Here is a 26,334-nt window from a genome sequence, read left to right as displayed (position 1 = left end):
TCACAGCACTGCGTTTAGTAAGCGACCTTGGGACCGGTCGTGTAGGTGGCGGCGCAATCGAGGCCGGTACAGTTGGTCAGCAGCATGCGCTGGATGATAGCGCCGGTGTTGGTCTTGGAGCGGAAATGCCCGACACCGCCGGTTGTATCGCCACCGCCGGCGTTGTAAGGCATGCCGTCCGCCCAGTCGTAGTCGGCCTGGGTGGCGTTGCTTCCGGCGCCCACATTGATCTGTGCCATCACATTGCTGGTCGTGCTGGCGAACTTGGCGGTCAGATCGCACCCGGTCCAGAACGAGGCCGTGGCGCAGCCGACCTGGTCTTTGAATCCGGCCGACAGCGTGTAGAACGACACGGCAGTGCGCTTGGCCGGCATGTCGCGCATCGAATTGGTCGACCCGCTGCCTGTCCAGCCATTGCTCACCCAGACGCCGTAGTACCACCCTTCCGGGAAGAAGCCGAAGGTGTAACTGCTGTAGATGTTTTGCGAACCGCAGGTCGGCGCCATGGAATTGGCGTAGCCGGTGTAATAGCAGCTATACAGACCGCGGACGCCGCCGCCCAGGTTCACGAACTTGCGCACGCTGGTCCAGTTATTGTAGTACTGCAGCGAGGCGATCGACATCGACACGCCCATCGAATGGGCGACGATATCGACCTGGGTTTTGCCGGTGTATGCCTTGACCTTGTCGATGAAGGTCTTGAGGATGCTGTACTTGCTGGAGGAGTGATAGTTGTATTGCGCAGAACCTTGCTCGCTTGCGCTCAGGTAGGTCACGCCAAACAGTTCGCAATCGTTATAGCCTTGCGCCTTCAATTCGGCATAGACCGAGCGCGCCGGGGTGCCGTATCCCGTGACATTACCAGGTGGCATATCCAGGCTGATGGCATTGTCACCGTTACCGTGAATAAAAATGACCGGGGTTTTTGTTGCGGTGCAGGTACCACCGCCAAAGCCGCCATAGCCGACGCCCGGCGCGAATCCGCCAGCGTACTGCGTTTGCGTGCCCTGGCACACAAAACCGCTATTGGCGCCGCAAGCCAGTGCCTGGGCGTCGCCAGGGGCGACGAGCGTACCAGTCAGGGCCAGGGCCAGAGAAGCCGCCGATGCTGCAAGGGACGGGAACAACCGTTGCTTCGAGGTCGATTTGGTAATCATTTTTATGTCTCCGAATAATAAGTGCACTTTTTTTGAAATGGACATGCTTTGATCCATTGTTCCGCGTGCGACGTCGGGCTCCTTTTTTCCCTTCGCCTCTTCCCCTTGCAGACTCACTGTGCCCGCCATGCCTGTCGCTTCAAGCGACTTTTGTGATGACGAACGCACACGATGCAAAGGGTTGAACGGATAAGTTTATCTAATGAACATCTACTCCTTTCAGTCGCTGGACATGCCGGCAAAGAGAAAAATTACTCCCTGGAAACCACTCTATTCTATTGCTCTGTGGAAAACAACACTCCGAACGGAGAGGGAATTAACATAAGTTAATAATCTGTGGCAACGCGGAACAATCCGCCAGCCGCATTGGCCCGGCGAGTAGTGGGAAGGTGCAGGAAAAGGCGGGGGAAAGCCGGAGAACGGAACGCTATCCGATGATGCTGGCAATAATTGCCGTAGTCGCAGCGGGGATATTGATGAACTGGAAACCGGTACGGAATCCGGCGGAGTTCAGCATGCAATATGCAACGGAGGCGGTCACATTGACCGACTTGACACTACCGTGTGTAAACGGCGCAAACATGACGGTGCATACCGCGCCCAAGGCAAGTTGAATGTCGAGAACGACACCAATCCCGCCAGTGGACAAGTCGAAGCTCTCGCCATGGATCGTTTGGCCTGTCGGGCCAGTTATCTTGACTTTGCAACGGATCGGCCGGCGTGGCGACGAGCGTTCATCAACAGGATTTTTCTTGAAACCATCCAGCATGGGAATGAGGCATAACCTCCGGGAACATGAAGTCCCGGATGCTAACCATAATCAAAGCGAATGGCAGTATGATGGGCGGATCAACTGAAAGTTCTTAAGGTTTTTATCGGCACGCTGATTACCTGTGTTAGCAATCAGCCGCCCGGATCTCACTTTGCCAGCAAAAACCGCATGCTGTCGGCGAACGCCCGCACGGGCGTTTCAAAGAAGGGAATATGCGCGCACTCGGGATACTGCTTCAGGTCCGCGCGCGGAAACATGGCCGCAACGCGTTTTTGATAGAACGGCGGCACCAGCTTGTCTTCGGCCCCGGCCAGCACCAGTATCGGCGTGGTCACTTCCTCGAACTGCGAACGGTATTGTTCGATCTCCCACAGGTAGTGCGATTGCGCTTCGATGATGCGGGCAAGCGCATGTTCCTTGTTTTTGTAGCGCATGACGAGCATGTATTGCATGGCAGGGATGGCGTCGGCAAATTCCGTCAGGAAGCGGTCGCTGAAGATTTTGGTATACAGGCTGTCTGCCCACATATCGGCGCGGTTTTCCCGCAGCATGCGGATGCCGAATTCCGAGTCCAGCTTGAAGCTCAATGCCTTTTGCAGCAACACGCCCGACATGACGGCGCGATTGACCCTGTGCTGGAAGCGCCGCAAGGTTTCCGCAACGATGATGCTGCCGGTGGATACGCCGAGCAGGTTGACCTGGTGCTTTTCCAGTTGCAGCGCATCCAGAATCGCCACCAGATGGTCTGCCGCCTCTTCCACGCTGTAGGGCACGTCGTCTGCCGTGGACTGCCCCTGGCCGCGGTAGTCCCACAGCAGCACATCCATGATCGGCAACACGTTCGGCAGCAGCCGGTACCAGGAGAGGGTCTCCATTGCCACGCCGTTCAGGATCACCATCACCGGGCGGCCACGCTCGCCAAAGTATTCGTAATGGATATCGACGCCCTTGACATGGACAGTGCCTTCCAGGGCAGGCTTGATTTCATCGAGCATTCCATACTCCCCAAATTTTTTGTGAGTATAGTCCGGCGCCATGCCCGCGGCACGATTGTTCACACCCTCCGTTCGGAGGGTGGTATGCCAGGCTGCTTTGGGGAGTGCTTGTAAGCACTAACTGTCATGGGCAGCGCGGACGACGCCCTTGGCCTGGAACGTGGTCTGGTCGACGGTTGCCTGTTCTTGCGGTATCTGGCGCTCGATGGCGAAACCGGCACGCAATGCCGCCCGCTCGATGCGTTTTAACAACAGGTCGCTGTTGGCGCCGCTGTCGCGGACTGCCTGCAAGTCCGCCACACTGATGCCTTGAATCTTGCGTCCGGAGAGCATTTCCAGCAACAGCTTGTCCAGGAAGACGTCTGGATTATTTCCAGCTGAAATGGCCGGGTTGTCCGGCGCATCGATCGATGGCGGCGGCGGGATATCGGCATCGGCGGCTTGCGCTGCCAGCTTGGCAGAGTCCGAAATGGAAACGATTGCCGAAGCACCATGCTCCGTGGAAGCCGTTGCCTCCGGGTGTGCGCCCTTGCTTGCCTCGCCCTGGTCGAGCGCTGCGAGCGTGCTGGCGTAATTTGTTGCAGATGGGTCAATTTTCATGACAACCTCGCTGATCCTTACCGCATTTACGGCATTTTTCCGCAGATCTTTAGCCAAACCTGTTTCCGGCGACTTTGCCGAGCCGACTCGCGCTGGAGGCCGCCGCGGCGTCCGGCCGGGGCCGCCTTTGGCTATAATTACCGCCTTCGCCTGATCGGATGCTTCCCATGTCCCTGCTCCCCTCCCAGCTCGAATTGCTCGCCCCCGCCAAAACCGCCGAAATCGGCCGTGAAGCCATCCTGCATGGCGCTGACGCTGTCTATATCGGCGGCCCGGGGTTTGGAGCACGCCACAATGCCAGCAACGCGCTGGAGGACATCGCCAGCCTGGTGGAATTTGCCCACCGCTACCACGCCCGCATTTTCGTCACGATGAATACCATCCTGCACGATGCCGAACTGGAGGCTGCACGCAAGCAGATCTGGCAACTGTTTGACGCCGGCGTCGACGCCCTCATCGTGCAGGATATGGGACTGCTCGAAATGGACCTGCCGCCGATCCAGCTGCACGCCAGCACGCAATGCGATATCCGCACGGTGGACAAGGCGCGCTTCCTGGGCGCCGTGGGCTTTTCCCAGCTGGTGCTGGCGCGCGAACTGAGCCTGGAGCAGATCCGTGCCATCCGCAAGGAAGTCGATACGCCGCTCGAGTATTTCGTTCACGGCGCGCTGTGCGTGGCGTTTTCCGGCCAGTGTTACATCTCCCACGCCGATACCGGCCGCAGCGCCAACCGCGGCGACTGCTCGCAAGCCTGCCGCCTGCCCTATACGCTCACCGATGGCCAGGGCCGCGTGGTGGCGTACGAAAAACACCTGCTGTCGATGAAGGACAATGACCAGAGCCGCAACATGGAAGCCCTGATCGATGCCGGCATCCGCTCGTTCAAGATCGAGGGGCGCTACAAGGACATGGGCTACGTGAAGAACATCACCGGCCACTACCGGCTGCTGCTCGATGAAATCCTGGAACGCCGGCCCGAGCTTTCGCGCGCGGCCAGCGGACGCACCCGATTGTCGTTTACGCCGGACGTGGACAAGAACTTCCACCGCGGCCACACCGATTACTTTGCGCAGGAACGCCAGCCGGACATCGGCGCCTTCGATTCGCCCAAATACGTCGGCGTGGAACTGGGCGTGGTTGCCCGCCTGGGAAGCGACCATTTCGACCTGGTGGCAAATGCGCCGCTGGCCAATGGCGATGGCTTGAATTACATGCACAAACGCGATACGGTCGGCATCCGCGCCAACCGGGTCGAGAAGCTGGGTGAGGAGGCGGAAGGCCAGCGCTGGCGCATCTTCCCCAATGAAACCATGAGTGCCCTGGCCGGTTTGAAGCCAGGCAGCGTGATCCATCGTAACAGCGACCACCAGTGGGAAGCGGCGCTGCAGAAAAAATCAGCCGAACGCAAGCTGGCGCTGGCGATGACGCTCGCCGAGCATGCCGACGGTTTGCTTCTGACGCTTTGCGACGACGACGGTGTCACCAGCACAACCGCCGTGACGATGACGCTGCAGCCGGCGCAACAGGCCGCCCAGGCCGACGCCGCGCTGCGTGCGAGCCTGGCCAAGCTCGGCAACACCATGTTCGAGGCCGGCGAGATCTCCCTGGCGCTGTCGCAGCCCTGGTTTGTGCCGGCAGCGGCCATCAACGCGCTGCGCCGCGATGCGATAGCAGCCCACGAGGCCGCACGCCTGGCAGCATGGCAGCGCCCGCAGCGCAAGGCGCCTGCGCAGCCGCGCCCGGCCTATCCGGAAACGCAGCTCTCCTATCTTGCCAATGTTTACAATGAAAAGGCGCGCGCCTTTTATCACAAGCACGGCGTGCAACTGATCGACGCGGCCTATGAAAAACATGAAGAAGCCGGCGAAGTATCGCTGATGATCACCAAGCACTGCCTGCGCTTTTCCTTCAACCTGTGCCCCAAGCAGGCCAAGGGGGTGCAGGGTGTGCAAGGCCAGGTGCGCGCCGAACCGATGACGCTGGTCTCCGGCAACGAGCGCTACACCCTGCGCTTTGATTGCAAGCCCTGCGAGATGCATGTCGTGGGGGCCATGAAACCGGGCATCCTGAACTCGCCGCCGCCCTCGGCGGTGCCCTACAGTCCGCTGGTGTTTCATCGCCAGCGAACCGGCGCCTGACTTTCATGCACACGCAACGCACTATTCTCGTTTCCAACCGCCAGCCGCGCCAATTCTTCGAGGAACCGCTGCATTTATGGTTTCTCAATGCGAAGCCATGTTCACTTTCTATTGGGAAGGAATAGCGGGCTTTACGGGAACTTTGGTTGTATAGCAACTTCTACAAACCTGGCGTCTGCCAGTATGCGGTGCTATTTAGAAATCTACCAAGGAGCTCTTATGAAAAATTGGATTATTCCTCTCGCTTGCGCGCTTGCCTTCACTGCTTGTACCACAGCCGGCACATCCGACAAGTCTTCGTCGGGTTCGTCCGGCTCGTCCGGGTCTTCTGCCGAGTCGGGTGCTGCAAGCGGCGCGGTCAAGGGCTCGACTTCACCATTGAGCAATTCTCCCTCCTCCAGCGAATCGTCGTCTTCCGGCACGCCTTACGGCACGACCTACGGCACTCCCTCCTCAAGTGGCTCGGGAACATCCGGCACATCTGGCACAACCGGCACTCCTCCGTCTGGCACATCGAGTGGCACGCGTTAATTCTTGATATCGCCTCAATGCCGCGCTCTTCGGGGCGCGGCATTCAAATGGGCTGACCACCCCCTTTGGCATCCAAAGTGTTTATGATTAAGTGTTTTTATGAATTGGCGTTCTTTTTGCCAATGCAACGACACTTGACCGATGAACGACGATTCCCAAACTCTTGCACCTGACAGCGCCTATCAAGCCAGGCAATGGATTGCCGGCCTCAGTGCAAAGCTGGCCGAGCGCGGCATTGTGCTGCGTGATCCGCCGGAAGAACCCACCAGTTGCTGCGGCCGTGGCTGCAATGGTTGCGTATGGGAAGGGTATTTCAATGCAGTCGGCTACTGGTGCGAGCAGGCGCAGGAAGCTTTACAGAAGCAAGGCTGACATTACCTATTGGCGAAAAAATGGAAAAGCTCTATCTGTCCCGGCGCGATCTCGCCACTCTGCTGCAAAAACTCGACAGCGTGCGCAACGGCGAGGTCAGCGCCTGCACCATCATCAAGAACGACACCACGCATCCGGTCTATCCACCCACGCTGCGCAGAATTGCGGTGGTGGCAGTCGAAGGGGCAGACCAGTATTTGCCAGGCGTGTCGCCGCGATTGCATCTGTCGCGCACTGCCCTGACGGGGTTGCTGGACCAACTTGACAGACAGGTGCAGGGACTAGTCCGGTTCGATGGCCTCGAAGCGTTTGCCGTGCCGGACGAGAAATATTACGTTGACCGTGACGAGGCGGATACGATGCCGGTGGGCGATCTTTTCTCGGCATTTATCAGAGGTCGGGGAAAGCAGCGCTAGACAAAATGCCCATGCCCAGGGCCGCCAGGTCTTCTGCACTGGCGCCTGACCGTATGGCGATCATCTATCCTGAAAATAATTGAATCCAATTGCCGGGCCCTTCCGTATATAGGGAGGCAGTCCCTCAAATAATTCATTTTTTAGGAATGATCATGAAAAAAATCAGCCACGCAATGATTCTGTCCCTGTCCCTCGCCGCTGCCAGCCTGGCAGTTGCCGCCGATCCCGTAATGGTTGGCGGCCAGAGCATGTTCCCGGCCAAAGACATCATCGATAACGCCGTCAATTCCGCCGACCACACGACGCTCGTGGCTGCCGTCAAAGCCGCAGGCCTGGTCGACACGCTCAAGGGAAAAGGCCCGTTTACCGTCTTCGCCCCGACCAATGCCGCCTTCGGCAAATTGCCAGCAGGTACAGTCGATACACTGGTAAAGCCGGAAAGCAAGGCGACACTGACCAAAATCCTGACTTATCACGTCGTCCCGGGAAAGTATGACTTTGACGCCCTGTCCAAGGGAATCGCGAAAAACAATGGCAAGCTTGAGCTTGCCACGGCAAGCGGCGGCAAGCTCTGGTTTGCCAAGAACGGGATGCACAATATCCATGTCAAGGATGAAGCTGGCAATGGCGCCAATATCAGTACCTATGACGTGTATCAGTCGAACGGGGTCATCAACGTGATCGATACCGTGCTGATGCCGAAGTAATTTTCCTACCCGTTACCTGCCCGGCGCACCGTCAGCTATCGTGCCGGGCAGGCGCATTTGCATCGATATGTATAATGGCCACGCGCGGCTTTAAGCAAACCTCGGGCGGGAACGGGGCTGCGTCCCACATGCCTCTCATGCGAATGGATGCGAAATTGTCGACTCTGGATCCGCAACAATTGAAAGCTTGGCTGGCCGCGACGGCCAGGCATGACAGGCAGGCTTTTCGCCAGCTCTATGACACGACATCGCCGAAACTGTTTGGCTTTGCCTTGCGTATATTGAGTAGGCGGGAAGCGGCAGAAGAGGTATTGCAGGAAAGCTTTATCAGCATCTGGAATAACGCATCCGCGTACCAGGCCAGCCTTGCCGCGCCGATGACATGGATGACGACAATCGTGCGCAACAAGGCATTTGATTTGCTGCGACGCGCCGACCATGCCGTCGAAATCGATGCAGACATTTACAAGGAGGGGGGCATGCAGCAGGCAACGGATGAACTGGCTGGCCAGGCCCCCACCCCCCTCGAACTCGTCCAGCTCAGCGAAAATGCAGCGGCGCTGGCGCAATGTTTCAAGCGGCTGGAGGGCTTGCACCGGCAAGCCATCGCACTCGCGTTCTATCATGACCTCTCTCATGGCGACGTCGCCGAGCAAATGCAGCTGCCGATCGGCACTGTAAAAACCTGGATCCGCCGCGGCCTGGAGCGCTTGAGGCTTTGCCTGGCCAAATGGGAGGGCGCATGAACATCCGCGACAATGACAGTCTGCGCAACAAGCTGGCAGCGGAATACGTATTGGGAACGCTGCGCGGTGGCGCGCGCCGGCGTTTTGAATCCTGGCTGAAGGATGACGCGAATCTGCGCCGGGAGACCGCCGAATGGCATGACAGGCTTGCGCCGCTTGGCGAACTGGCGCCTGCCGTGACGCCGCCGGCTCGGGTGTGGCAAGCGGTAGAACACAAGCTTTGGTCAGGCAAGCGGCAACCCGGCCCGACGTGGTTGCGTGGCTTGACGTCGAACCTGCAGTTCTGGCGTAACCTGGCGATTGCTTCTTCCGCAATGGCCACAATCCTGCTGGCAGTAATGCTGACCCGGCCACTGGACGACGTGCCGGCTGCAAGCTATGTCGCCGCCCTGGCAGATGCTGCAGGCCAAACGACAATTGTCATCACGGGCGACAGTGCAAAACGCAGACTGGTCATAAAGGTCGTCAGTCCCCAGAGCGTAGCAGCAGATAAAAGCCTGGAATTATGGGCGTTACCCACAGGTGCCCCGCCCCGGTCGCTTGGCCTCGTCGCGGCAAATGGCGCCTCATCGCTCCCCTTCCCTGCCGACCTCACGCCGGACGCGGTACCGGCTCTGGCAATTTCACTCGAGCCCAGGGGCGGCTCGCCAAACCGGAATGCGCCAAGTGGACCGGTCCTGTTCAAGGGTGCCTGGATTGACGTGTAGAGCCTGGGATACGCAGGCTTCCGATCAGAACAGATCCACTTCCTGGTCAAAACTGGTTGCGGCGGTTTCAAAGTCGCCGATTATTTTCTGCCAGTCGTCGCCACGGTGGGTGCCAAGATATTCAAAGAATGACGAAGTCGGGTCATTCAGCAACACCGCCAGGGCGTAATCGAGCATGTTGTCGCTGAACTTGATCAGCGCGTCGTACCTGGTGCCGATGGCCAGCGCGTCATCGATCACGACGGGCGCCACATTGAAGTAAATGCCAGGCACCTTGCGCCGCAGGGGAACACCGAAGTCCGACTGCACGCCGGCTTTTGCCTGCGCAAAGCTGCGCAGTTCCGAATAGAAGCCATAAGGGCGAATTTCGAAATATTCCGCCAGGGGCGGTGGCGCGCCGAGGTCGGCCGCCCTCTCGAAAGCGGCCTCGACGACATGCCGGTCAGCTTTCTTGAGGCGAATCCGGATCACCATCGCCTCCGTGATGCCGGAAAATCCCGCTGCCTGAAAATGCCGGACAATGCGTTCCGCCGCGCTATTTGCGGGCATGGCGCTCAAACTATTCATGGAAAAATTCTTTCGCCAAAAGGCTCAGTGTATATCGCCCCCAACAGTTGGGGGCCTCGGATCTGGCTAATTTCATCAACAGAAGGACATGCACTTCTTTCCGTGAAGCAAGCTCTGTATCATAGCCAAGTTTTCCTCCTTTTTGAATCACTGCGTGCTGAGCTTCCTGCCGACTGTCCAACCCTGGTTATCCAACCCGCTGGTGCTGCTCGCCGGATTTGTCGCGGCATCGTTCCTGATGATCTGGCGCTTGCACGCTATCGAAGGCAAGGGCTTCGAAGGCACGCTGCTGGGGACCCTGATCATGCCTTACTGCTCGGGCTTCGCCAACCTGGTGTTTGTTTTCGTGATGAGCCGCAGCGCCGGCAATGGCGGCCTGGTGATCGAAAACAGCCTGGTCAATAATGTCACCAACCTGACGCTGATATTGGGACTGACGGCAGCGTTTTACGCGGCATCCCCGCCACAGGCGGCGAAAAAGAAGGGCAAAGCCCAGGTCGATGCCTACCGCCTGTACCACCTGGATCTTCTGCTGACCCTGGTCGCGCTGTTCCTGTTTACAGGCGCCATGTGGGCGCTGGCCAAGGATGGCGTGCTGGATTTTTATGACGGGCTGGTGCTGATTGGCCTGTTTCTTTTCTGGCAAGTACTGCACGTATTCGAGGTTTTAAAGAACAACGTCCGCAAAAACCAGTCCATCCACTGGTCGATCGTCTTCGACCTGTTGCTGATCGGCGTGTGCGCCTACGCCATCTATCTGAGCGTGGATTACCTCGTGAACTGGATCACGACAGCGGAGAACCCCTGGTTCAACCTGTCCAACCTGGGTTGGCTCAGCGGTCTCATCATGGTGGTGCCCAATGCGTTTCTGGCGCTCTATTATGCGCATGCGGGGCGCCAGGATATCGTCGTAAGCTCACAGGTGGGTGACGGGCACATCTGCATTCCGATGTGCGTCGGCTTGATCGCCCTGTCAGACAAGATCGTCGTGCCCGCCTATTTCCAGTGGGGGGTCTGGGTCATCCTGGGAGCGGGGGCGGTGCATTTCCTGTCCATTGCAATCTGGGGACGACTGCCACGGTTCGTGGGTTTCCTGCTGTTGGGCGGCTATGGCGTGTTTCTGTACAAGGGACTTGGCGCCTGAGCACGCATCAAGGCAATGAAAGAAGCGCAAAGCCGGTCACTCTGCCTTGGACATTACCACCAGCGCGATTCCGCCGATGATGGCAACCGACGTGATCGCCAGGCGCATGGTCAGGGATTCGCCCAGAAAGACAATGCCGCCCAGCGCCGCAATCACCGGGACGCTTAGCTGCACGGTTGCGGCATTGGTGGCTTTCAGCGCAGGCAGCGCGGTGTACCAGATGGCATAGCCGACGCCGGAGGTGATCGCACCTGACGCAAGCGCGTACCAGAACCCCGCGCCATCCACGGAAATCGCCTTGAACGAAAACGCACTCAAGACAATCGCAAAGGGTATTGCACGAATAAAATTGCCTGCCGTGACCCTGAGGGGATCGCCCGCACCTTTTCCACGCAAGGAATAGATGCCCCAGGCGCCTCCTGCGGCGAGCATCAGGAGTGAACCGTACAGTGGCGGCGCCGACAGTCCCGGCAACATCAAGCCGACGAGTCCGCCGAATGCCAGCACCAGGCCAAGCAGCTGCCGGCCCCGAAAACGCTCGCCTCTGACAATGCCGTGCGTGATCATAGTGGCCTGGACAGCGCCAAAGAGTATGAGCGCCCCGGCGGCCGCAGGCAGGCTCAGATAGGCGAATGAAAAGCCGGCGGCATAAGCGAACAGCATGAGCGCCGATAACCAGCTGCCACTGCCACTGTAGGTGCCACGCCGCGTGCACACCAGCAGCCAGAGCATGACCGCTCCGGAGACCAGCCGGATGGTCGTAAAGCTGGCGGCATCAATGCCGGTATCTTTTAGCGCCACCCTGCAAAGCAGGGAATTGCCTGCAAACGCCAGCATGGCAAGTGCGGTCATGCCAATGACGCGAGCATGTGACATCGAAAAATTCCTTATATGTGCCGTGCTGTGGGCCGGCTTGCCGTTTCGCCCGCTATTTTCCAGCAAGGCTGGCCAGCGGCTGCTTGCCGGCACTCTGCTGCGGCGACGGCAGTTGCGCCTTCCACTGCTTCAGGTGCTGCTCCAGCAGTGCAGAATGATGGATTTGCGGTTCCGAATGGCTGCTGGCCGGCTTGTCGCCGTCGCCCCCCTTGAAATCCTCGGCCTCGCGCTTTTCAATCAACTTGCGCGCGGTGACGAAGGCGTCGCCAAACGATGCCGCCGTTGGGAGGGCGTCATGGAAAAACGCCTTGCCGAAATAGGTAAAGTCATTTTCATCGGCGCAGCCGAAAGAGGTGCGGTCGTGGCGGGCAGCGGTCATCACCATCGTGTACTTGTCCTTGATCGGGTCGATGAAGCCGCCAGAGTAGCACGCCGAGATAACGGCCACTTTCCAGCGGATGCCGGACTCCTTCAGCAGTTTGCCCAGTTCCTTTGCGCCCAGGTCCGGCAGCTCGATGCCGTTCTGGTTCAGCGTGAATTTGTGGTCTTTCGATCCATGGCTGGTCAGGTACAGAAACAGGATGTCGTTTTCCTTGTCCATGCGCCTGGCAATAGCGGCGATGCTTTCACGGATACTGGTCACCGTTGCCATGGGAAGGCCGGCGACCGTATGCCGGCTGTTGAACAAGGCAAGGGAGCGCCCTTGCGTGCCGAAATCGCGGTCGAACTGCTTGCGCACGAATTCCACTTCGCGGCGAAACACTTCCTGCGAACCGTCGCCGCCAATCGCCAGCAGGTAGAGGTCGATCTTGTCCGGGTCCTGCGGCGCAATCGCGGCAATGGCCTTGTCGAGCATCGCCCGCTGGTTGTATAGCGCAGTCTCGACATCGTTCCTGGCCTTTTCTTCTGCAAGCTTGTCTTCCAGGGCGCCATAGCGCCAGGTACCGACGTCTTTGGTGCGGCCGTCTGCTTGCGCTTTGGCGTAGGTGTAAGTGCCCTGGCCATCGAAACTGCCATATTTGAATTCGCCCTGGTATTCACCACCCTCGGCATCGCGAAACTTGCCCTTGCCATGGAATTTCCAGTTTTTGAATTCCCCCTTGTAATGGGAACCGTCTGCCCCCTGGAACGTGCCTTGGCCGACGAACTCGCCCTTATCGAAGTTGCCTTCATAAATCAGCTTGTCCCGCGTCTCAAACCGGCCTTTTCCGTGAAAAAGTCCGTCTGCGTATGTTCCTGTGTACCTACGGCCATTTTTGTAAGTGGTTTGCCCCTGGCCTGCATATTTCCCTTGCTTGAACCCGCCCTTGTATTCGTAATCGCTCGTCGTATATTTGCCGGTGCCTTGGAATACGCCTTTGACGAAGTTCCCTTCGTAAGTGCCGCCCCCGTCCTGGTACTTGCCATGACCGTTGAAAAGATTGTCGGCAAACTGGCCGACATAGGTTTCACCACTGGGCACGGTATAACGTCCCTGTCCAGCCATCCTGCCGCGCTTGAACTCGCCTTCATAGGCATAAGTCTCAGTCGTGAGCTTGCCTTTTCCGGAAAACAGGCCGTCTTCAAACCCGCCCTCATAGCGCTCGCCATTGGCCCAGTCAATGATGCCGTGGCCATGGAATTTGCCATCGACCATCGGCCCGCGATATTTGCCCCCGTCAGGCGTGACAGCGTCGGCAAGCACTGCGGCTGGCGTCCGTTCCCCGGCATACACGAAAAGGTGCATGTATCCGGCAAAAGAAAGCGCAAGCAGCAATGGGGCAGAAAATCTTGAGAATGACCGGATCATTTTTATCTCTTTATTTATATCCTGATGACCAGGATGGTATACCAGGTTTCTGTTGGCTTTATACCAATAATAAATGAGTTGCCATAAAAGTCTATCCTGCCTGCCGCAGGCCGTCCTTGTCCGCGTCCAGATTCAACGCCATAAAGCGCGCGAGATAAGGCGCCGTGATGCTTTTATTGTTCACTGCCACGTTCGCCGGTGGTCCGGCCACAACCACCTTGCCGCCTTCTTCGCCGGCACCTGGGCCGATATCAATGACCCAGTCGCTGGCGATGACCACGCGCATGTCGTGCTCCACCACGACCACGGTATTGCCGGCCTCGGCCAGCCCATCGAGCTGAACGATGAGCTTTTCCACATCGGCGGCATGCAAACCGGTGGTCGGCTCGTCCAGAATATAAAGGGTATTGCCGCGCGTTGCGCGCTGCAGTTCGGTTGCCAGCTTGATGCGCTGGGCTTCGCCGCCGGACAACTCGGTTGCCGGCTGGCCGAGACGCAGATACCCCAGGCCCACTTCCCGCAACATTGAAAGCGAGCGATGGATTGCCGGCTCGTCGGCAAAGAAGGCCCAGGCATCATCCACCGTCATGCTCAGTACATCGGCGATGTTCTTGTCCCGGTAGGCAATCTCCAGGGTCCTGGCGTTATAACGCGCCCCGTGGCAGGTTGGGCAAGGGGCATAGACGCTCGGCAGGAACAAAAGCTCGACCATGACAAAGCCTTCGCCTTCGCAGTGCTCACAGCGTCCCTTGGCGACATTGAACGAGAATCGCCCGGCATCGTATTTGCGCGCGCGCGATGTTTTTGTCGCGGCAAAAAGCTTGCGCACGTAATCGAAAAGCCCGGTATACGTGGCCAGGTTGGAACGCGGTGTGCGGCCGATCGGCTTTTGATCGACCCGCACCAGCCGCCGGATCGCTTCCATCCCGCCGGCGATGCGTCCTTCGGTAACGCCGGGATCGGCTTTCTCCAGTCGATCGAACGGCTCCTCATCCTCGGCTTCCACCGGCAATGCCTGCCCAAGGGCCGCCCCCACCAGCTCTACCAACACCTGGCTGACCAGGCTGGATTTTCCCGAACCGGAGACGCCTGTCACGCTGGTGAGCGCGCCGAGCGGAAAGGCCACGTCCAGCCGATGCAGGTTATTGCGCGACACCCCTTCCAGACGCAGCCAGTCTTTTGCCTGGCGCGGCGTGCGCGTGGCGGATTTTTCCTCCACGAACAAGTAACGGCGCGTGTGCGATGCCGTTGTGTCGCGCAAGCCTTGCGGCGGGCCGCTATAGAGTATCGCACCGCCATCCTTGCCGGCGCCAGGGCCGACATCGACGATCCAGTCCGCATGCCGCATGACATCGAGCGAGTGCTCCACCACGAACAACGAATTGCCGGAAGCTTTCAAGCGGCCGAGCGCATGCAGCAGCGCCTCGCTATCGGCCGGGTGCAGGCCGGCGGAAGGCTCGTCCAGCACATACACCACGCCGAACAGGTTCGAGCGCACCTGGGTTGCCAGGCGTAGCCGCTGCAACTCGCCCGGAGAGAGCGTGGGCGTGCTGCGTTCCAGCGTCAGGTACCCCAATCCCAGCTCAAGCAAAACGGCAAGGCGGGCTGCCACGTCCTGCGCGATGCGTTGGGTCACGATCGCTTTTTCCGGATGACGTGCTGCAAGCTTTTCCCAGCCGCGCACCCTGCCCTCTTCATACGGCTTGATCAATTCGGCAAGGCGCATTAACGGCAACCTGGAGATATCGGCGATATCGTAACCCGCAAACTTCACTGACAAGGCTTCGCGCCGCAGGCGCTTGCCCCCGCACGCCGGACATTCGCTGCTGACCATGTACTGTGCCACCCGCTTCTTCATCGCCGCGCTTTCGGTATTGGCAAACGTATGCAAGACATACCGGCGCGCGCCGGTGAAGGTGCCTTGATAGCTGGGCTCCATTTTTTGCCTGAGCGCCTGCTTGACTTCCTGGCGGGTGAAGCCCGCATAGACGGGCACGACGGGCTGTTCATCGGTGAAAAGGATCCAGTCGCGGTCTTTCTTTGGCAACTCCCGCCATGGGCGATCGATGTCATGGCCCAGCGTGGTCAGGATATCGCGCAGGTTCTGGCCATGCCAGGCGGGCGGCCAGGCCGCCACGGCACGCTCGCGAATCGTCAGCGTATCGTCAGGCACCATCGACTTCTCGGTCACCTCATAGATGCGGCCCAGGCCATGGCATTGCGTGCATGCGCCATCGGCGGTGTTGGGAGAGAAGGCATCTGCGTATAACAGCGGCTGCCTGGGCGGATAGTCGCCGGCGCGCGAGTACAGCATGCGCAGGGAATTCGACAGCGTCGTGACGCTGCCGACAGAGGAGCGCGTCGTCGGGGTGCCGCGCTGCTGCTGCAATGCCACAGCCGGCGGCAAGCCATCGACCGCATCGACTTCCGGCACGGGCATCTGATGGAACAGGCGCCGCGCATAGGGCGAAACCGATTCCAGATAGCGGCGCTGGGCTTCGGCATACAGCGTGCCGAAGGCAAGCGACGACTTCCCGGAGCCGGAAATTCCGGTAAATACCACAAGGGCATCGCGGGGAATATCGACATCGACATTCTTGAGGTTATGTTCGCGCGCGCCACGGACATGCACAAAGCCGGCACGGGTTTGACCGGGAGCATGCAAAGTATGCTTGTCTTCGTTTTTTTTCATATTGTGACTCCGGGCAAGATTTTTCAGCTTGCTGCCTATCTATATCTCGGAGCCATCGATGCAATCATTAGTTCATCTGTCGCGGCGCAGACCAAGGCAATGGCGGCCTCTGCATAATCAAGGGCGTCAGTCGACGTGATTTCAGGAAACTGCAATTTTCACGGGCACGGCTTGTCTCAACCAAACTAACCGGAGGGTAACGATGATCAAGAAAGCATGGGCAATCTGGCGTGGCGGCATCAAGGACGGCGGCGGCACGATTTCCACTGAAACGGGCGTCTTGAATGAAGCGCCCTATGGATTCAAGGCGCGCTTCGAAGACGGCCCCGGCACCAATCCGGAAGAATTGATTGGCGCTGCCCACGCCGGCTGCTTTTCGATGGCGCTGTCGCTCATGCTGGGCGAGGCAGGCCTGACCGCGGAAAAAATCGAAACGCACGCCGACGTTACACTGGAAAAAGTCGGTGAGGGCTTTGAAATCACGAAAAGCCACTTGCGCGTCACGGCAAAAATCCCCAATGCAGACCAGGCCAAGTTTGAAGAAATCGCCAACAAGGCCAAGACAGGCTGTCCCGTTTCCAAGCTCCTGAAGGCGCAAATCACCATGGAGGCAACGCTGGAGGCGTGAGTCTGGTTGCGCGCGCAGAAGGGGCGTCGCCCGCGATTCTCCGGTGGAGAGCGCGGGCTTTGTTATGACTTCCGGCGCTGGCCTTAGTTGAACTTGCCTGCGCACCAAGCCGTGGAATCCATCCAGCCACCGGCATTGGTGGACCAGTGCGCGGCGCTGAAGGCGCTGCCGGTCGATCGCCGTACCGTCAGGACATTGGTGCCGCCATTGTTCCAGGTGGCGTTCAGGTCTGTGCGTCCATCACCGTCAAAGTCGCCTGAAGTCCACTTCACTTCCGAGCCCCAGCCGCCGTCGCGCGTGGTCCACGCCACCGGCGCCTGGAATTGCGTGCCGCTGGAGAGATACACCTGGCTCGAGGTCTTGCCCAGGTCTTCCCAGAGCCGGACGATATCGGCGCGGCTGTCGCCGTTGAAGTCACCGGCCACGAAGGTGCCGGACTCGGTCCAGTCGCCAGCATCAGCCAGCCAGTGTTCGTGGATGAATGCACTGCCCGTCGAGCGCCGCAAGGTCAGGGTGGTGTGGCCGCCGTTGTTCCAGGCTGCGCCGATATCCGTGCGGCCGTCGCCATCGAAGTCACCGGCCACCCATTTGGCGTTATCCATCCAGCCGCCATCCTTGTCGCTCCATTGCGCCCAGCCAGGGAATTTCGTGCCGTCCGACAGGTACACTGCAATCGAGACGCTGCCGCCATTGTTCCACACGCCCGCGACATCGGTCTTGCCATCGCCATTGAAGTCGCCTGGCAGCCACACCGTGCTATCCATCCAGCCGCCGGCATTGACCAGCCAATGGACATGGGCAAAGCCGCTGCCGTTGGATTGGCGCATCGTCAGCACGTTGGTGCCGCCATTGTTCCAGGCCGCTGCAATGTCATTCAAGCCATCGCCGTTGAAATCGCCCGACATCCACCTGACGTTGTCGCCCCAGCCGCCATCCTTGACGTTCCATTGCGAGTGATACAGGAACTTGGTGCGGTCGGACGGGAACACGGCAACGGTGGTGTAGCCGCCGTCATTCCAGGGCGCGGCCAGCGAAACCGCCTGCTTCGTCAAGGCGGAAGAGCAGGAATTGCGCGACGCCAGGTTTTGCCGGCGCACGCCATACACATCGTGCGCGCCCTTGATATCGACGTCGCTCAGGTCGCCGCGCGAATTGCCGAACTTATTGCAGTAATTCATGATCGAGTCGCGGTCATACTCGGTCACCGGCTTGGCATTGTCGCCGGTGCCCGTGGTCTTGTTGCAGTGTTCCGTCCCTTCCACGTTGCCGGGGCCATCCTGCTCATGCATGAAGCCCAGCACATGGCCGAATTCATGGACCGCCACATATTCGACCCGGCTCTGCTTGGCCGTGCCGTCGGGATTGAACTGGAAGATGATGCCGGCGCGCTTGTCGGCCGCCTTGCTCAACGCCCCTGTGCCGAACACCGGCGCGCTGCCTTGCGCACCCGAGTTTTCCTTGCCATACGCATCGATGCGCATGCGCACATGCTGGGCATCGCCGTCCGTGGGGCACGTGGTGTCCCAGCCATTGAAATTCAGGTTCGCATGAAACTCCCAGGTACCCTGGACTGCTTCCTTGACGATTTTCTTTTCCCGGTCATAGCCAGCGGTTTCCCAGCAGACCGGCACCGTATTGTTGTTGCTGGTCCAGAGCGTGATGGTCTTGTCCACGGTGAGCGGCTGGGTCGATTTTCCCGTGTTTTCCGCATGGACTGCAGCCGTGGCAGTTGCCAGCAGCAGCGCAGCCAGCGACAGACGGGTTTTCAGGGTCGCGCCATGGTGCTGGGGTTTCCCCGCCCTGGCAATGGCAATAGTGTGCATGTTCATTTCGTCATTCCTTGATCATTGAAGTAAGCGAGGAGCCCCACCGGAAATGGTGTGGGCACGAAAGGAACAAGGCATGGCGCGTGCCAAGCATTGAAACGCATCAAAGGACGCGCTCAAGCCTTTGAAAAACAAGGAATTTTCTGGATTTAAGACGACGGTGGCTACTATCCGGTGGTGCGCAAGTTGGAATTTTTCCGGCAGATCACCGCTTGCTGTTCGTCATATGACAACTGGCCGATACTGGCGCGGCTCAGATCCTCTTGAGCGCTTCGGCATATATCGCGATAAAACCGGATGCGGCGCGATGGAGGTTTTCGTTCCAGTCGTTATGGGCATTGTGGTCGCTGCCATCGGAAATGTATTTCACTGACAGGAATGGCAAGCCTTCCAGGTAGCACACCTTGGCCAGCGCATAGGCTTCCATGTCAACGACATTGCATTGCACCTTCGCGGCAGCGGTTTCAAAGCTATCGCCGGTGCCGCAAATTCCCGTTGCCAGCCCATGCAGGCGCTTGGGCACTTCCAGGACGATCGGCGTGTCTTCAAAGGGCGTAACGCCGCGTGCAAAGCCCAGCGGCGACAAATCCATGTCGCGCTGAACAAACCGCGTACATTCCACCAGTTCATGCGTCGTGAAAACCGGGCTGCCGGCTGTGCCGAAGTTGAGCACGGCGCGCGGAAGCCGGCCTTGGGCTTTCAATCGCGCCAGTTCAAGCGTCAGGCAATAAGCGGCATTGACTTTGCCGATACCGGTGTAAAGGACAGGTATGCCCAGGTCTTCGAAGTGATTCTTCGTCTCGTCCCTGAGCGCCGCGACAATCAAAACGTCTGTATTCATTCTGCTGCTGCATCCTCTATCTTTAATGCCGGCAAAAGCCTCTACTCTATCGGGGGCAGGTAAAACATTCCAGGGTTTATAAAATTGATATATACTTGATTACTCAAATATCTATCAATTAAATTACCATGACACACATGCAGACAGCTTACCTTGTCTATGGACCGGTCGGCGCCGGGAAATCGACTTATGCGCGCACGCTTGCCGCCGACAGGAATGCCATCCGATTTGCCATCGATGAATGGATGCAGACCCTGTTCGGTGACGACAGGCCTGCGGCAATGGATCTTGCGTGGGCGATGGCGCGCGACCTGCGCTGGCAGCGCACCCTGCAGCGCAACCAGGACAAAGGCGAAACCTATACCTTTGAAGTGACACCGGCGATGTTTGAAGCCATGGAAAATTATTTCGAACGGCCAGGTGCACAGGAACTCTGCAGCACGACCGTCATCTCGGGAGAAACAGCAAATGGATAATACGGCACACCCCGTGGCGCAGGCCGCCATTGCAGCAGGTCCCTCGCTGGAGTTTTGCCTGCGGCTCGCCCGCGCCCATGCCGTGCTGATGCGCCGGCTGGACAATGCGCTGTCGAACCTGCATGGATTGAGCTTTAGCGATTTCATGGTGCTGTTTCACCTGCAGCGCGCGCCAGGAAGCAGATTGCGCCGCATTGACCTGGCCGAGCGTCTTGGCCTGACCGCGTCTGGCGTCACGCGCACATTGCTGCCGCTGGAAAAACTTGGATTGGTCGCGCGGCAGCCCGATCCGCGCGATGCCCGTGTCGGGTATGCGAGCATCACCGAAGCGGGCCAGCGGTTGCTGGCGGATGCGATGGTCGCCGTCGAATCGATCAGCCAGGAAGCCACGCAGAGCGTGCCTGGCAATCAGATGGACGCTTTTTCCCGGCTGCTTGGACAGCTTGCGGGAATCAACCTCTCCAATGCATGAGGCCGACGCGCCTCACGCCTGCAATTCCGTCGCTGCAATCGTCTGAGGAGCAGGCCCGCGAACGATCACATCGTCGACCAGGTCGAATTTCAGGATGAGGGTCGATTGGCCCTCTGCGTCCAGCAGAAACACGCCGCTGCCGTTGGAATAAACGATCTTGCCCTCGGGGGTCATGTCATACGACGCGACATGGGACGCCAGGACGCTTTCGTCGCCTCGCGGCGTCCTGCGGACCAATTGCCATGACGACGGCACCAGGGACGGGACGCCATTGATTTTCATTCCCGAGCGTAGCGCTTTTTCCGCATCGATCCGCTTCCCCTTTAACACGATATCCTTCAGGTCGGCCTTGACGGCCGGGCCCGTGGCGCCGGTCAGCGGCTTGCGGCTATACATCAGCGAAAAGAAATTCAGGTAATGGAATATCGCGCGCAGCAACCTGAACGGGAACAGCAGCGTATCGATCAACAGTTTATCCGGCCCGTACTTCGGCGTTTCAAAGGGCCGGCGAATGAAATGCAGGTTGCCCCTGGCGCAGACACGTGGCTGAAGAAAATCGTAGCGTGCATCGTCCATGATGGGCGTGACGCTGCCGGACTGCATGTTCAGCAACTGGATCGTGGCATGTCCCTGGGCGATCAGATACCCGTCCGGCCCGCGTGCGAGGCCCGCCGATTGATAGAGGATTTCATCGTCTTCGCCGGGAATCCACGCGGGCGAAGAGTCGAACGTATCGCCGCCGGTCAGTTCCCGGAAGCTGCTGCCGTCGCTATTGAGCATCGCAATATTGGCGATGCCGCTTTTGGACGACGATGTGCAAAGTATTTTTCCGCGCACGGGGTCGAGGTTGAGGTCGCCGAGCGAAAGATGCTGCTTGTGGAGCAGGCGCTGTTCAAGCCTGGATTCCAGGTCATAGGCAAACAGGCCGCCGAAACCTTCATCCTTCAGGCAATAGACAAGCGATTTGTTGCCATCGAACTGCGCCGACGCCATCACAATCCGGACACCATCCGGTTCGAACTGCTTTCTGCCGCCGAAGGCCGATATTTCAAAGCTGGTGTTTTGCTTCCAGGCGTGGCGCTCTTTCTGCCGTTCCGAGCGGTCGGCAATTTCCTGGATGTAGGGGCTATGGATCTGGCCGACGTCGCCATTCCTGGCCTTATAAAACAGTTTGCCGCCTGAAATGAATGCCACCTCCAATCCAGCAACGTCCGTGCCGGCATGGCCTGGCATGGCATCGCTTGCGTCACGATTGGCAGCGCCACGGGACTGCAGCATTTTTGAAATCAAATAAACCAGCGCGACGAGGACGGCAAGCGCAATCAGAAAATGCATCTGGTATCTCCCTTTTTGTCCCGGAAAATTATTTTAGGGCCGGGCTCTTTTGTGCCAATAGTATATTCGATCAAGCATCCGGGACTTGTCATTATTCTGGATTATCATGCCGTATTCATATCAATCAAGGGTCCTGCCCGTGTCCGCCAATTCCATCAGAACCGTCCTGCCGTTGTCGCTCGTTACCGGCGCCAGCATGCTTGCCATGGATTTTTATCTGCCGGCGGTACCAAACCTGCAGGCGTCGTTCGGCGTCGATGTCACTCTGGCGCAAGCCACCATCGCCCTCTTCCTGGCCGGGCTGGCAGCATCGCAATTGTTGTGGGCCGAAGCTCTGACGCGACTCGGTCCACGCCATTCGGTGCAGATCGGCATTTGGATGCTGGTTGCCACCAGCCTGGGCTGCGCCCTGGCGCCGACAATTGAATTCCTGCTGCTGATGCGCCTGATCCAGGGCGTGGCGGCCGGCGCCGCGATGGTGGTGGCGCCGAGCGTGGTGCGGGCTACCCTGTCGGATGCGGATGCGGTGCGCGGCGTGGCGACCATCAGCATGGTCGAAGCCATCATTCCGGCTGCCGGGCCAGTGCTGGGCGCCGCATTGTTGGGTTACACCGGCTGGCGCGGCACCTTCTGGGTCATTGGCGGCCTGACACTGCTGGTGCTGCCGTTCGTCGTGCGCGTCACGCCGCGCGAGTTGCCGGGACTGGACCGCACCGTCAATGCCTCCTATGCCGCAGTGCTTGGCACGAGCAAGTTTCGCCGCCTGACCGTTTCGCATGCGCTGAGCTTCGGCGCGATGCTGGCGTGCGTGGCCAGTGCACCGCAACTGGTGGTCAATGCCCTGGGGCTGGGGCCATCGGCGTTTTCCATGCTGCAGGTGGTGGGCGTGGCCAGCTTCATTGCGGGGGCAAGCCAGGCAGGCCGCATCAGCAAGCGCCTTGGCGTGGGCAACACCATCCAGCTCGGCGCTTGGCTGCAGGCGCTGGTGTGCGCGGCCATGCTCGCACTAAGCTTTTTCATGCCATTGTCGTTTACCGGCCTGGCGATTTTCTGGAGCGCGTTTTGCGCGGGCCTGGCGATCCGCGGCCCGGCGACCTTCAGCGAAGTGCTGGCCCTGCCGCCGGCACAGATGGGCCGGGCCTCGGCATTGCTGACCTTGGCGGTGCTGGTGGCAGGCGCGCTTGGCACCCAGGCGGCGGCGCCCTTCATGGATGGCCGCTCGATTGCGCCGCTGATGACCATCATGCTGGTCGCCTGCGTGGCAAGCCTGGCAGTCGTGCTGCCCTACCCGCGCCCGAATGGCCAAACCACCCCGGCTACGCCGCAGGCACGCTAAGACATGTCCAAAAAATACGCTGTCGCCGTTGCAGCAGGCGTGCTGGTGATCGGGGCCGCGGCCCTGTTGTATTTTGGTGGCGAACGGGAAGGACAGTCCCAGGCCTTCATCAGCCCGTCAAGCGCGCAACGCGTTGCGCAGGGCAAGGCGATTTATGACGCCCACTGTGCCGCATGCCATGGCACGAGGCTGGAAGGACAACCGGCGTGGCGCCAGCGCCTGCCCAATGGACGCCTGCCTGCGCCCCCGCACGACCAGACGGGCCATACCTGGCATCACCCGGATGCCGTGCTCATCGAGATCGTGAAAAATGGCCTGGTTCCGGGCAAGACCGCGCCGGAAGGCTATGAAAGCGACATGCCGGCATACGGCAAAGTGCTTTCGGAAGAGGAGATTATTGCAGTACTGGCTTACATCAAAAGCAACTGGCCGGCGGAACTCCTGGAAATGCAGAAGACCGTCACATTACAGCGCAGTCAACAATAAGCCGGGTGTTACTGGCGAGCGATGAAGCGCAATTCGGCAGCCAGGCTCGGGCTCACGTCCTCATGGCGGCTTGCCAGGCTCAGCAGTGCGCGAATATCTTTTTGCTTGCGCGCAGCGGCAGGCGCTTCACTGCGCTTTGCAGCCGGTGTGACAGCTGTCAGTGCAGCCACCACGGCATGGAGTGCTTTCTCCAGGCTTACTCGGATGCTGCCATGCAGATCATGATGTGAGTAGTGGGGTACATGCAGGATAGACATTTTTTCCTCTCGTTGAAAAGCCATCTGGCTTGTTTTAAGTATGTACTCCCAGGAAAAATATTCCAGTTTAGATTGATGATGGCAGGCATGCGTCCAGTGAATATCACCGCATGCCTCTTGTTCGATTTGACACGTCTCAACTGTTCTCCGCAATGGCGACCTATCTTGAAGTTCAGGCATTGAAACCGGTACAGCAGACTGAAGGTGAAAATCATGGACAGCCAACAAAACAAGCAAATGGTCTTGCGTGGATACGAATTATTCCAGGCAGGCGATATTCAGGAATTGCTTCAATTATTTTCCGACGACATTGAATGGATTGGTTCGCCTGTGGAGTTTGTGCCTTTCTCGGGCAACCATCACGGCAAGCAGGAAGTCGCAGAATTTTTCATGGAAATGGACAGTGCGCAAGAAGCTGAGTTATTCGAACCGCAGGACGTTATTGCCGAAGGAGATAAAGTCGTTGTGACAGGAAATAGCAAGTGGATTGTCAAAGCCACGGGGCAAAGTTATGACAGCCCGTGGGTACATGTGTTTACCATTCAAGACGGAAAGATTATCAAGTTCCAGGAATACAATGACACTGCCGCAGGCCGGGCCGCTTTCCTGCCGAGGGATTCTTTATTCCAGGACACGAACCTGGATTCGTCTTCGTTGTTGCATTAAAAGGCAGGAAGACAGATACCGTCTCGCGCGCAGGAGGCTGACATGGCGATCACCAATGCATCTTCCGGGACAAATGTTCACGAAATCGCCGACGGCATCTATCGCATCAATACCGGCCTGGCGCAGATCCCGGGCGGATTCTCGTTCAATCAATATCTTGTTCTGGATGACCAGCCATTGCTGTTTCATACGGGTCCGCGAAAAATGTTCCCGCTGGTGCGCGAAGCGGTGGAAAGCGTGATGCCCATCAGTCGCTTGCAATTCGTCGCGCTATCGCATTTCGAAGCGGACGAGTGCGGCTCGCTGAATGAATGGCTGGCAGCCGCGCCGCAATCGATACCGCTGTGCGGCCGTATCGCAGCGCTCGTGTCAGTCAACGATGTCGCCGACCGGCCCGCCCGGGCCATGGCCGATGGCGAGGAAATCTCGCTGGGAAAGCATGCACTCAAATGGCTCGATGCGCCGCATTTGCCGCACGGCTGGGAAACCGGATATTTGATGGATACCACGACGCGGACGATGTTTTGCGGAGATCTCTTCACCCAGGGCGGCACTGGCGAAGTCGCCCTGACCGAGGGCGACATCCTGGAGCCCAGCGAAGCCTTTCGCAAAAACATGGATTATTTCTCGTACTCGACACATGCAGGGGCCTTGCTCGACAATCTTGCGCGTGAATCCCCCACGACGCTGGCCTGCATGCATGGCAGCGCCTGGCGCGGAAACGGCGCGGACCTCCTGCTTGCGCTTGGCGGCAGACTTGCGGAACAATAAGGCGCGCAGCAGCGCCGCGTGGTGATCATGGTACCGGGAGCCTGATTCAGCAGAGCCAATTACCGGAAACCGGCTCTCCGAATGGACAAAACTGGCCATCCAGCCCCATTTGGCTGTATCTCGGCCAGCGCCTGGAACGCTATAATCACCCCCAATTCTTTGCCGTGAGGTTGGCCGTGCCCAAGCGCTTTTCCGTATTACACCAATATCTCCTGCCCAAGCAGGCGCTGACGACATTCGCCGGACGGGTCGCTGGTGCCCAGGACCCGCGCTTCACGCCCCAGCTGATTCGCTGGTTCGTGCGCCGCTACAACGTCAACATGAGCGAGGCACTCAACCCCGACCTGGCAAGCTACGCGAGCTTCAACGACTTCTTTACGCGCGCGCTGCGTCCGGATGCCCGCCCGCTGGCCGATGCCGATTTCATCTGCCCCGTCGACGGCGCCATCAGCCAGTTCGGCGCCATCGAACAGGACCAGATTTTCCAGGCCAAGGGCCATCGCTATTCGACCACCGCACTGGTCGGCGGCGACAGCGCCCTGGCGGCGCAGTTCGATCATGGCAGCTTTGCCACTCTGTATCTCAGCCCGCGCGATTACCACCGCATCCACATGCCCTGCGACGGCACGCTCACGCGCATGATCTATGTGCCGGGGGCGCTGTTCTCGGTGAACCCGACGACGGCACGCGGCGTGCCGGGGCTCTTCGCACGCAATGAGCGCGTGGTGTGCGTGTTCGAATCGGCGCACGGACCGTTCGTACTGGTGCTGGTTGGCGCCACCATCGTCGGCAGCATGGCGACCGTCTGGCATGGCCTGGTCAACCCGCCACGTTCGGCCAGGGTGCGCGAATGGCGTTACGACGAGCGGCAGATCGTCCTGAAAAAAGGCGAGGAAATGGGACGCTTCCTGCTCGGCTCCACCGTGGTGATGCTGTTCCCGCAGGGATCCATGACATTCAACCCCGAATGGACTGCCGCGCGCACCATTCGCCTGGGCGAAGCGATGGGCAAAAAGCCGGCGGCCTGATCG

General features: G+C 59.1%; 28 protein-coding genes. 16 read left to right on the top strand and 12 right to left on the bottom strand.

Going from position 1 to position 26,334, the window contains the following annotated elements:
* Window positions 1–14 precede the first annotated feature (14 nt).
* From EKL02_RS05805 to EKL02_RS05790, 4 genes are all read right to left on the bottom strand, one after another.
* Window positions 15–1,157 (bottom strand): lipase, encoded by a 1,143-nt coding sequence (locus EKL02_RS05805; RefSeq protein WP_164931959.1) that lies wholly within the window; start codon window positions 1,155–1,157, stop codon window positions 15–17.
* Between the two features lie 427 nt (window positions 1,158–1,584).
* Window positions 1,585–1,926 carry a PilZ domain-containing protein gene (locus EKL02_RS05800; RefSeq protein ID WP_128901164.1) on the bottom strand — a complete coding sequence of 114 codons (342 nt, stop codon included), beginning with the start codon at window positions 1,924–1,926 and terminating at the stop codon, window positions 1,585–1,587.
* Between the two features lie 149 nt (window positions 1,927–2,075).
* Entirely contained in the window at window positions 2,076–2,924 is an 849-nt protein-coding gene (locus EKL02_RS05795) for an alpha/beta hydrolase (protein ID WP_164931958.1), read from the bottom strand.
* Between the two features lie 117 nt (window positions 2,925–3,041).
* Window positions 3,042–3,524 (bottom strand): hypothetical protein, encoded by a 483-nt coding sequence (locus EKL02_RS05790; RefSeq protein WP_128901162.1) that lies wholly within the window; start codon window positions 3,522–3,524, stop codon window positions 3,042–3,044.
* 167 nt (window positions 3,525–3,691) lie between these two features.
* On the opposite strand from EKL02_RS05790, the gene EKL02_RS05785 reads away from it, so the two are divergent.
* From EKL02_RS05785 to EKL02_RS05755, 7 genes are all read left to right on the top strand, one after another.
* Complete coding sequence (locus EKL02_RS05785; RefSeq protein ID WP_128901161.1) at window positions 3,692–5,662, top strand: U32 family peptidase; 1,971 nt, start codon at window positions 3,692–3,694, stop codon at window positions 5,660–5,662.
* A gap of 219 nt (window positions 5,663–5,881) precedes the next feature.
* The gene (locus tag EKL02_RS05780; RefSeq protein WP_128901160.1) at window positions 5,882–6,193 is read left to right on the top strand and encodes a hypothetical protein; all 312 of its coding nucleotides are present in this window, start codon (window positions 5,882–5,884) and stop codon (window positions 6,191–6,193) included.
* Between the two features lie 141 nt (window positions 6,194–6,334).
* Window positions 6,335–6,565, top strand: a complete 231-nt coding sequence (locus EKL02_RS05775; protein ID WP_128901159.1) for an oxidoreductase-like domain-containing protein — start codon at window positions 6,335–6,337, stop codon at window positions 6,563–6,565.
* A 20-nt stretch (window positions 6,566–6,585) separates the two neighbouring features.
* Entirely contained in the window at window positions 6,586–6,981 is a 396-nt protein-coding gene (locus tag EKL02_RS05770; protein ID WP_128901158.1) for a hypothetical protein, read from the top strand.
* A gap of 152 nt (window positions 6,982–7,133) precedes the next feature.
* Window positions 7,134–7,688, top strand: a complete 555-nt coding sequence (locus EKL02_RS05765; protein ID WP_128901157.1) for a fasciclin domain-containing protein — start codon at window positions 7,134–7,136, stop codon at window positions 7,686–7,688.
* A 155-nt stretch (window positions 7,689–7,843) separates the two neighbouring features.
* Entirely contained in the window at window positions 7,844–8,434 is a 591-nt protein-coding gene (locus EKL02_RS05760) for a sigma-70 family RNA polymerase sigma factor (RefSeq protein ID WP_241687798.1), read from the top strand.
* Window positions 8,431–9,141, top strand: a complete 711-nt coding sequence (locus tag EKL02_RS05755; RefSeq protein WP_128901155.1) for an anti-sigma factor — start codon at window positions 8,431–8,433, stop codon at window positions 9,139–9,141. The genes EKL02_RS05760 and EKL02_RS05755 overlap by 4 nt, the downstream gene beginning before the upstream one ends.
* A gap of 24 nt (window positions 9,142–9,165) precedes the next feature.
* On the opposite strand, the gene EKL02_RS05750 is transcribed toward EKL02_RS05755, so the two are convergent.
* On the bottom strand, window positions 9,166–9,690 hold the full coding sequence (locus tag EKL02_RS05750; RefSeq protein WP_206732457.1) for a hypothetical protein: 525 nt from the start codon (window positions 9,688–9,690) through the stop codon (window positions 9,166–9,168).
* Window positions 9,691–9,862: 172 nt separating this feature from the next.
* On the opposite strand from EKL02_RS05750, the gene EKL02_RS05745 reads away from it, so the two are divergent.
* Window positions 9,863–10,852: a hypothetical protein gene (locus EKL02_RS05745; protein ID WP_206732456.1), complete on the top strand. Its 990-nt coding sequence runs from the start codon at window positions 9,863–9,865 to the stop codon at window positions 10,850–10,852.
* A 36-nt stretch (window positions 10,853–10,888) separates the two neighbouring features.
* Here EKL02_RS05745 and EKL02_RS05740 read toward each other — a convergent pair whose 3' ends face one another.
* The 3 genes from EKL02_RS05740 to EKL02_RS05730 form a co-directional block, all read right to left on the bottom strand.
* Window positions 10,889–11,728, bottom strand: coding sequence for a DMT family transporter (locus EKL02_RS05740; protein WP_128901153.1), 840 nt, complete (start codon window positions 11,726–11,728; stop codon window positions 10,889–10,891).
* A 52-nt stretch (window positions 11,729–11,780) separates the two neighbouring features.
* Window positions 11,781–13,454, bottom strand: a complete 1,674-nt coding sequence (locus EKL02_RS05735) for a C13 family peptidase (protein WP_164931957.1) — start codon at window positions 13,452–13,454, stop codon at window positions 11,781–11,783.
* 154 nt (window positions 13,455–13,608) lie between these two features.
* A complete protein-coding gene (locus EKL02_RS05730; protein ID WP_128901151.1) occupies window positions 13,609–16,209 on the bottom strand; it encodes an excinuclease ABC subunit UvrA in 2,601 nt (866 codons plus the stop codon).
* Between the two features lie 202 nt (window positions 16,210–16,411).
* On the opposite strand from EKL02_RS05730, the gene EKL02_RS05725 reads away from it, so the two are divergent.
* Window positions 16,412–16,837, top strand: a complete 426-nt coding sequence (locus EKL02_RS05725; RefSeq protein ID WP_128901150.1) for an OsmC family protein — start codon at window positions 16,412–16,414, stop codon at window positions 16,835–16,837.
* Window positions 16,838–16,920: 83 nt separating this feature from the next.
* On the opposite strand, the gene EKL02_RS05720 is transcribed toward EKL02_RS05725, so the two are convergent.
* Together EKL02_RS05720 and EKL02_RS05715 are read right to left on the bottom strand one after the other, a co-directional pair.
* Entirely contained in the window at window positions 16,921–18,666 is a 1,746-nt protein-coding gene (locus EKL02_RS05720) for a M57 family metalloprotease (protein WP_206732455.1), read from the bottom strand.
* A gap of 250 nt (window positions 18,667–18,916) precedes the next feature.
* Window positions 18,917–19,504: a 5'-nucleosidase gene (locus EKL02_RS05715; protein ID WP_128901149.1), complete on the bottom strand. Its 588-nt coding sequence runs from the start codon at window positions 19,502–19,504 to the stop codon at window positions 18,917–18,919.
* A gap of 128 nt (window positions 19,505–19,632) precedes the next feature.
* Between EKL02_RS05715 and EKL02_RS05710 the strand changes: the two genes are divergently transcribed.
* Together EKL02_RS05710 and EKL02_RS05705 are read left to right on the top strand one after the other, a co-directional pair.
* Window positions 19,633–19,980 carry an AAA family ATPase gene (locus EKL02_RS05710; RefSeq protein ID WP_206732454.1) on the top strand — a complete coding sequence of 116 codons (348 nt, stop codon included), beginning with the start codon at window positions 19,633–19,635 and terminating at the stop codon, window positions 19,978–19,980.
* On the top strand, window positions 19,973–20,452 hold the full coding sequence (locus EKL02_RS05705) for a MarR family transcriptional regulator (RefSeq protein WP_128901147.1): 480 nt from the start codon (window positions 19,973–19,975) through the stop codon (window positions 20,450–20,452). Before EKL02_RS05710 ends, EKL02_RS05705 begins: the two co-directional genes overlap by 8 nt.
* Before the next feature lie 12 nt (window positions 20,453–20,464).
* Here the strand turns inward: EKL02_RS05705 and EKL02_RS05700 are convergent, their stop codons facing one another.
* Entirely contained in the window at window positions 20,465–21,787 is a 1,323-nt protein-coding gene (locus tag EKL02_RS05700) for a hypothetical protein (RefSeq protein WP_128901146.1), read from the bottom strand.
* 139 nt (window positions 21,788–21,926) lie between these two features.
* Between EKL02_RS05700 and EKL02_RS05695 the strand changes: the two genes are divergently transcribed.
* Window positions 21,927–23,123 (top strand): MFS transporter, encoded by a 1,197-nt coding sequence (locus EKL02_RS05695; protein WP_164931956.1) that lies wholly within the window; start codon window positions 21,927–21,929, stop codon window positions 23,121–23,123.
* Window positions 23,124–23,126: 3 nt separating this feature from the next.
* Window positions 23,127–23,609, top strand: a complete 483-nt coding sequence (locus tag EKL02_RS05690; protein WP_128901144.1) for a cytochrome c — start codon at window positions 23,127–23,129, stop codon at window positions 23,607–23,609.
* 8 nt (window positions 23,610–23,617) lie between these two features.
* Here EKL02_RS05690 and EKL02_RS05685 read toward each other — a convergent pair whose 3' ends face one another.
* Window positions 23,618–23,866 carry a hypothetical protein gene (locus EKL02_RS05685; protein WP_128901143.1) on the bottom strand — a complete coding sequence of 83 codons (249 nt, stop codon included), beginning with the start codon at window positions 23,864–23,866 and terminating at the stop codon, window positions 23,618–23,620.
* Between the two features lie 213 nt (window positions 23,867–24,079).
* On the opposite strand from EKL02_RS05685, the gene EKL02_RS05680 reads away from it, so the two are divergent.
* The 3 genes from EKL02_RS05680 to asd all read left to right on the top strand — a co-directional run bounded on the left by EKL02_RS05680 (window position 24,080) and on the right by asd (window position 26,331).
* Entirely contained in the window at window positions 24,080–24,532 is a 453-nt protein-coding gene (locus EKL02_RS05680; protein ID WP_128901142.1) for a nuclear transport factor 2 family protein, read from the top strand.
* Between the two features lie 42 nt (window positions 24,533–24,574).
* Window positions 24,575–25,303, top strand: coding sequence for an MBL fold metallo-hydrolase (locus tag EKL02_RS05675; protein WP_128901141.1), 729 nt, complete (start codon window positions 24,575–24,577; stop codon window positions 25,301–25,303).
* Window positions 25,304–25,479: 176 nt separating this feature from the next.
* Window positions 25,480–26,331 carry an archaetidylserine decarboxylase gene (asd, locus tag EKL02_RS05670; protein ID WP_128901140.1) on the top strand — a complete coding sequence of 284 codons (852 nt, stop codon included), beginning with the start codon at window positions 25,480–25,482 and terminating at the stop codon, window positions 26,329–26,331.
* Window positions 26,332–26,334: the final 3 nt, after the last annotated feature.

Origin of the sequence: Janthinobacterium sp. 17J80-10 (genome assembly GCF_004114795.1) — a bacterium.
Classification (GTDB): Bacteria; Pseudomonadota; Gammaproteobacteria; order Burkholderiales; family Burkholderiaceae_D; genus Paucimonas.
Note: the sequence above shows the minus strand (reverse complement) of the source record. Positions and strands in the feature narration are given on the sequence as shown.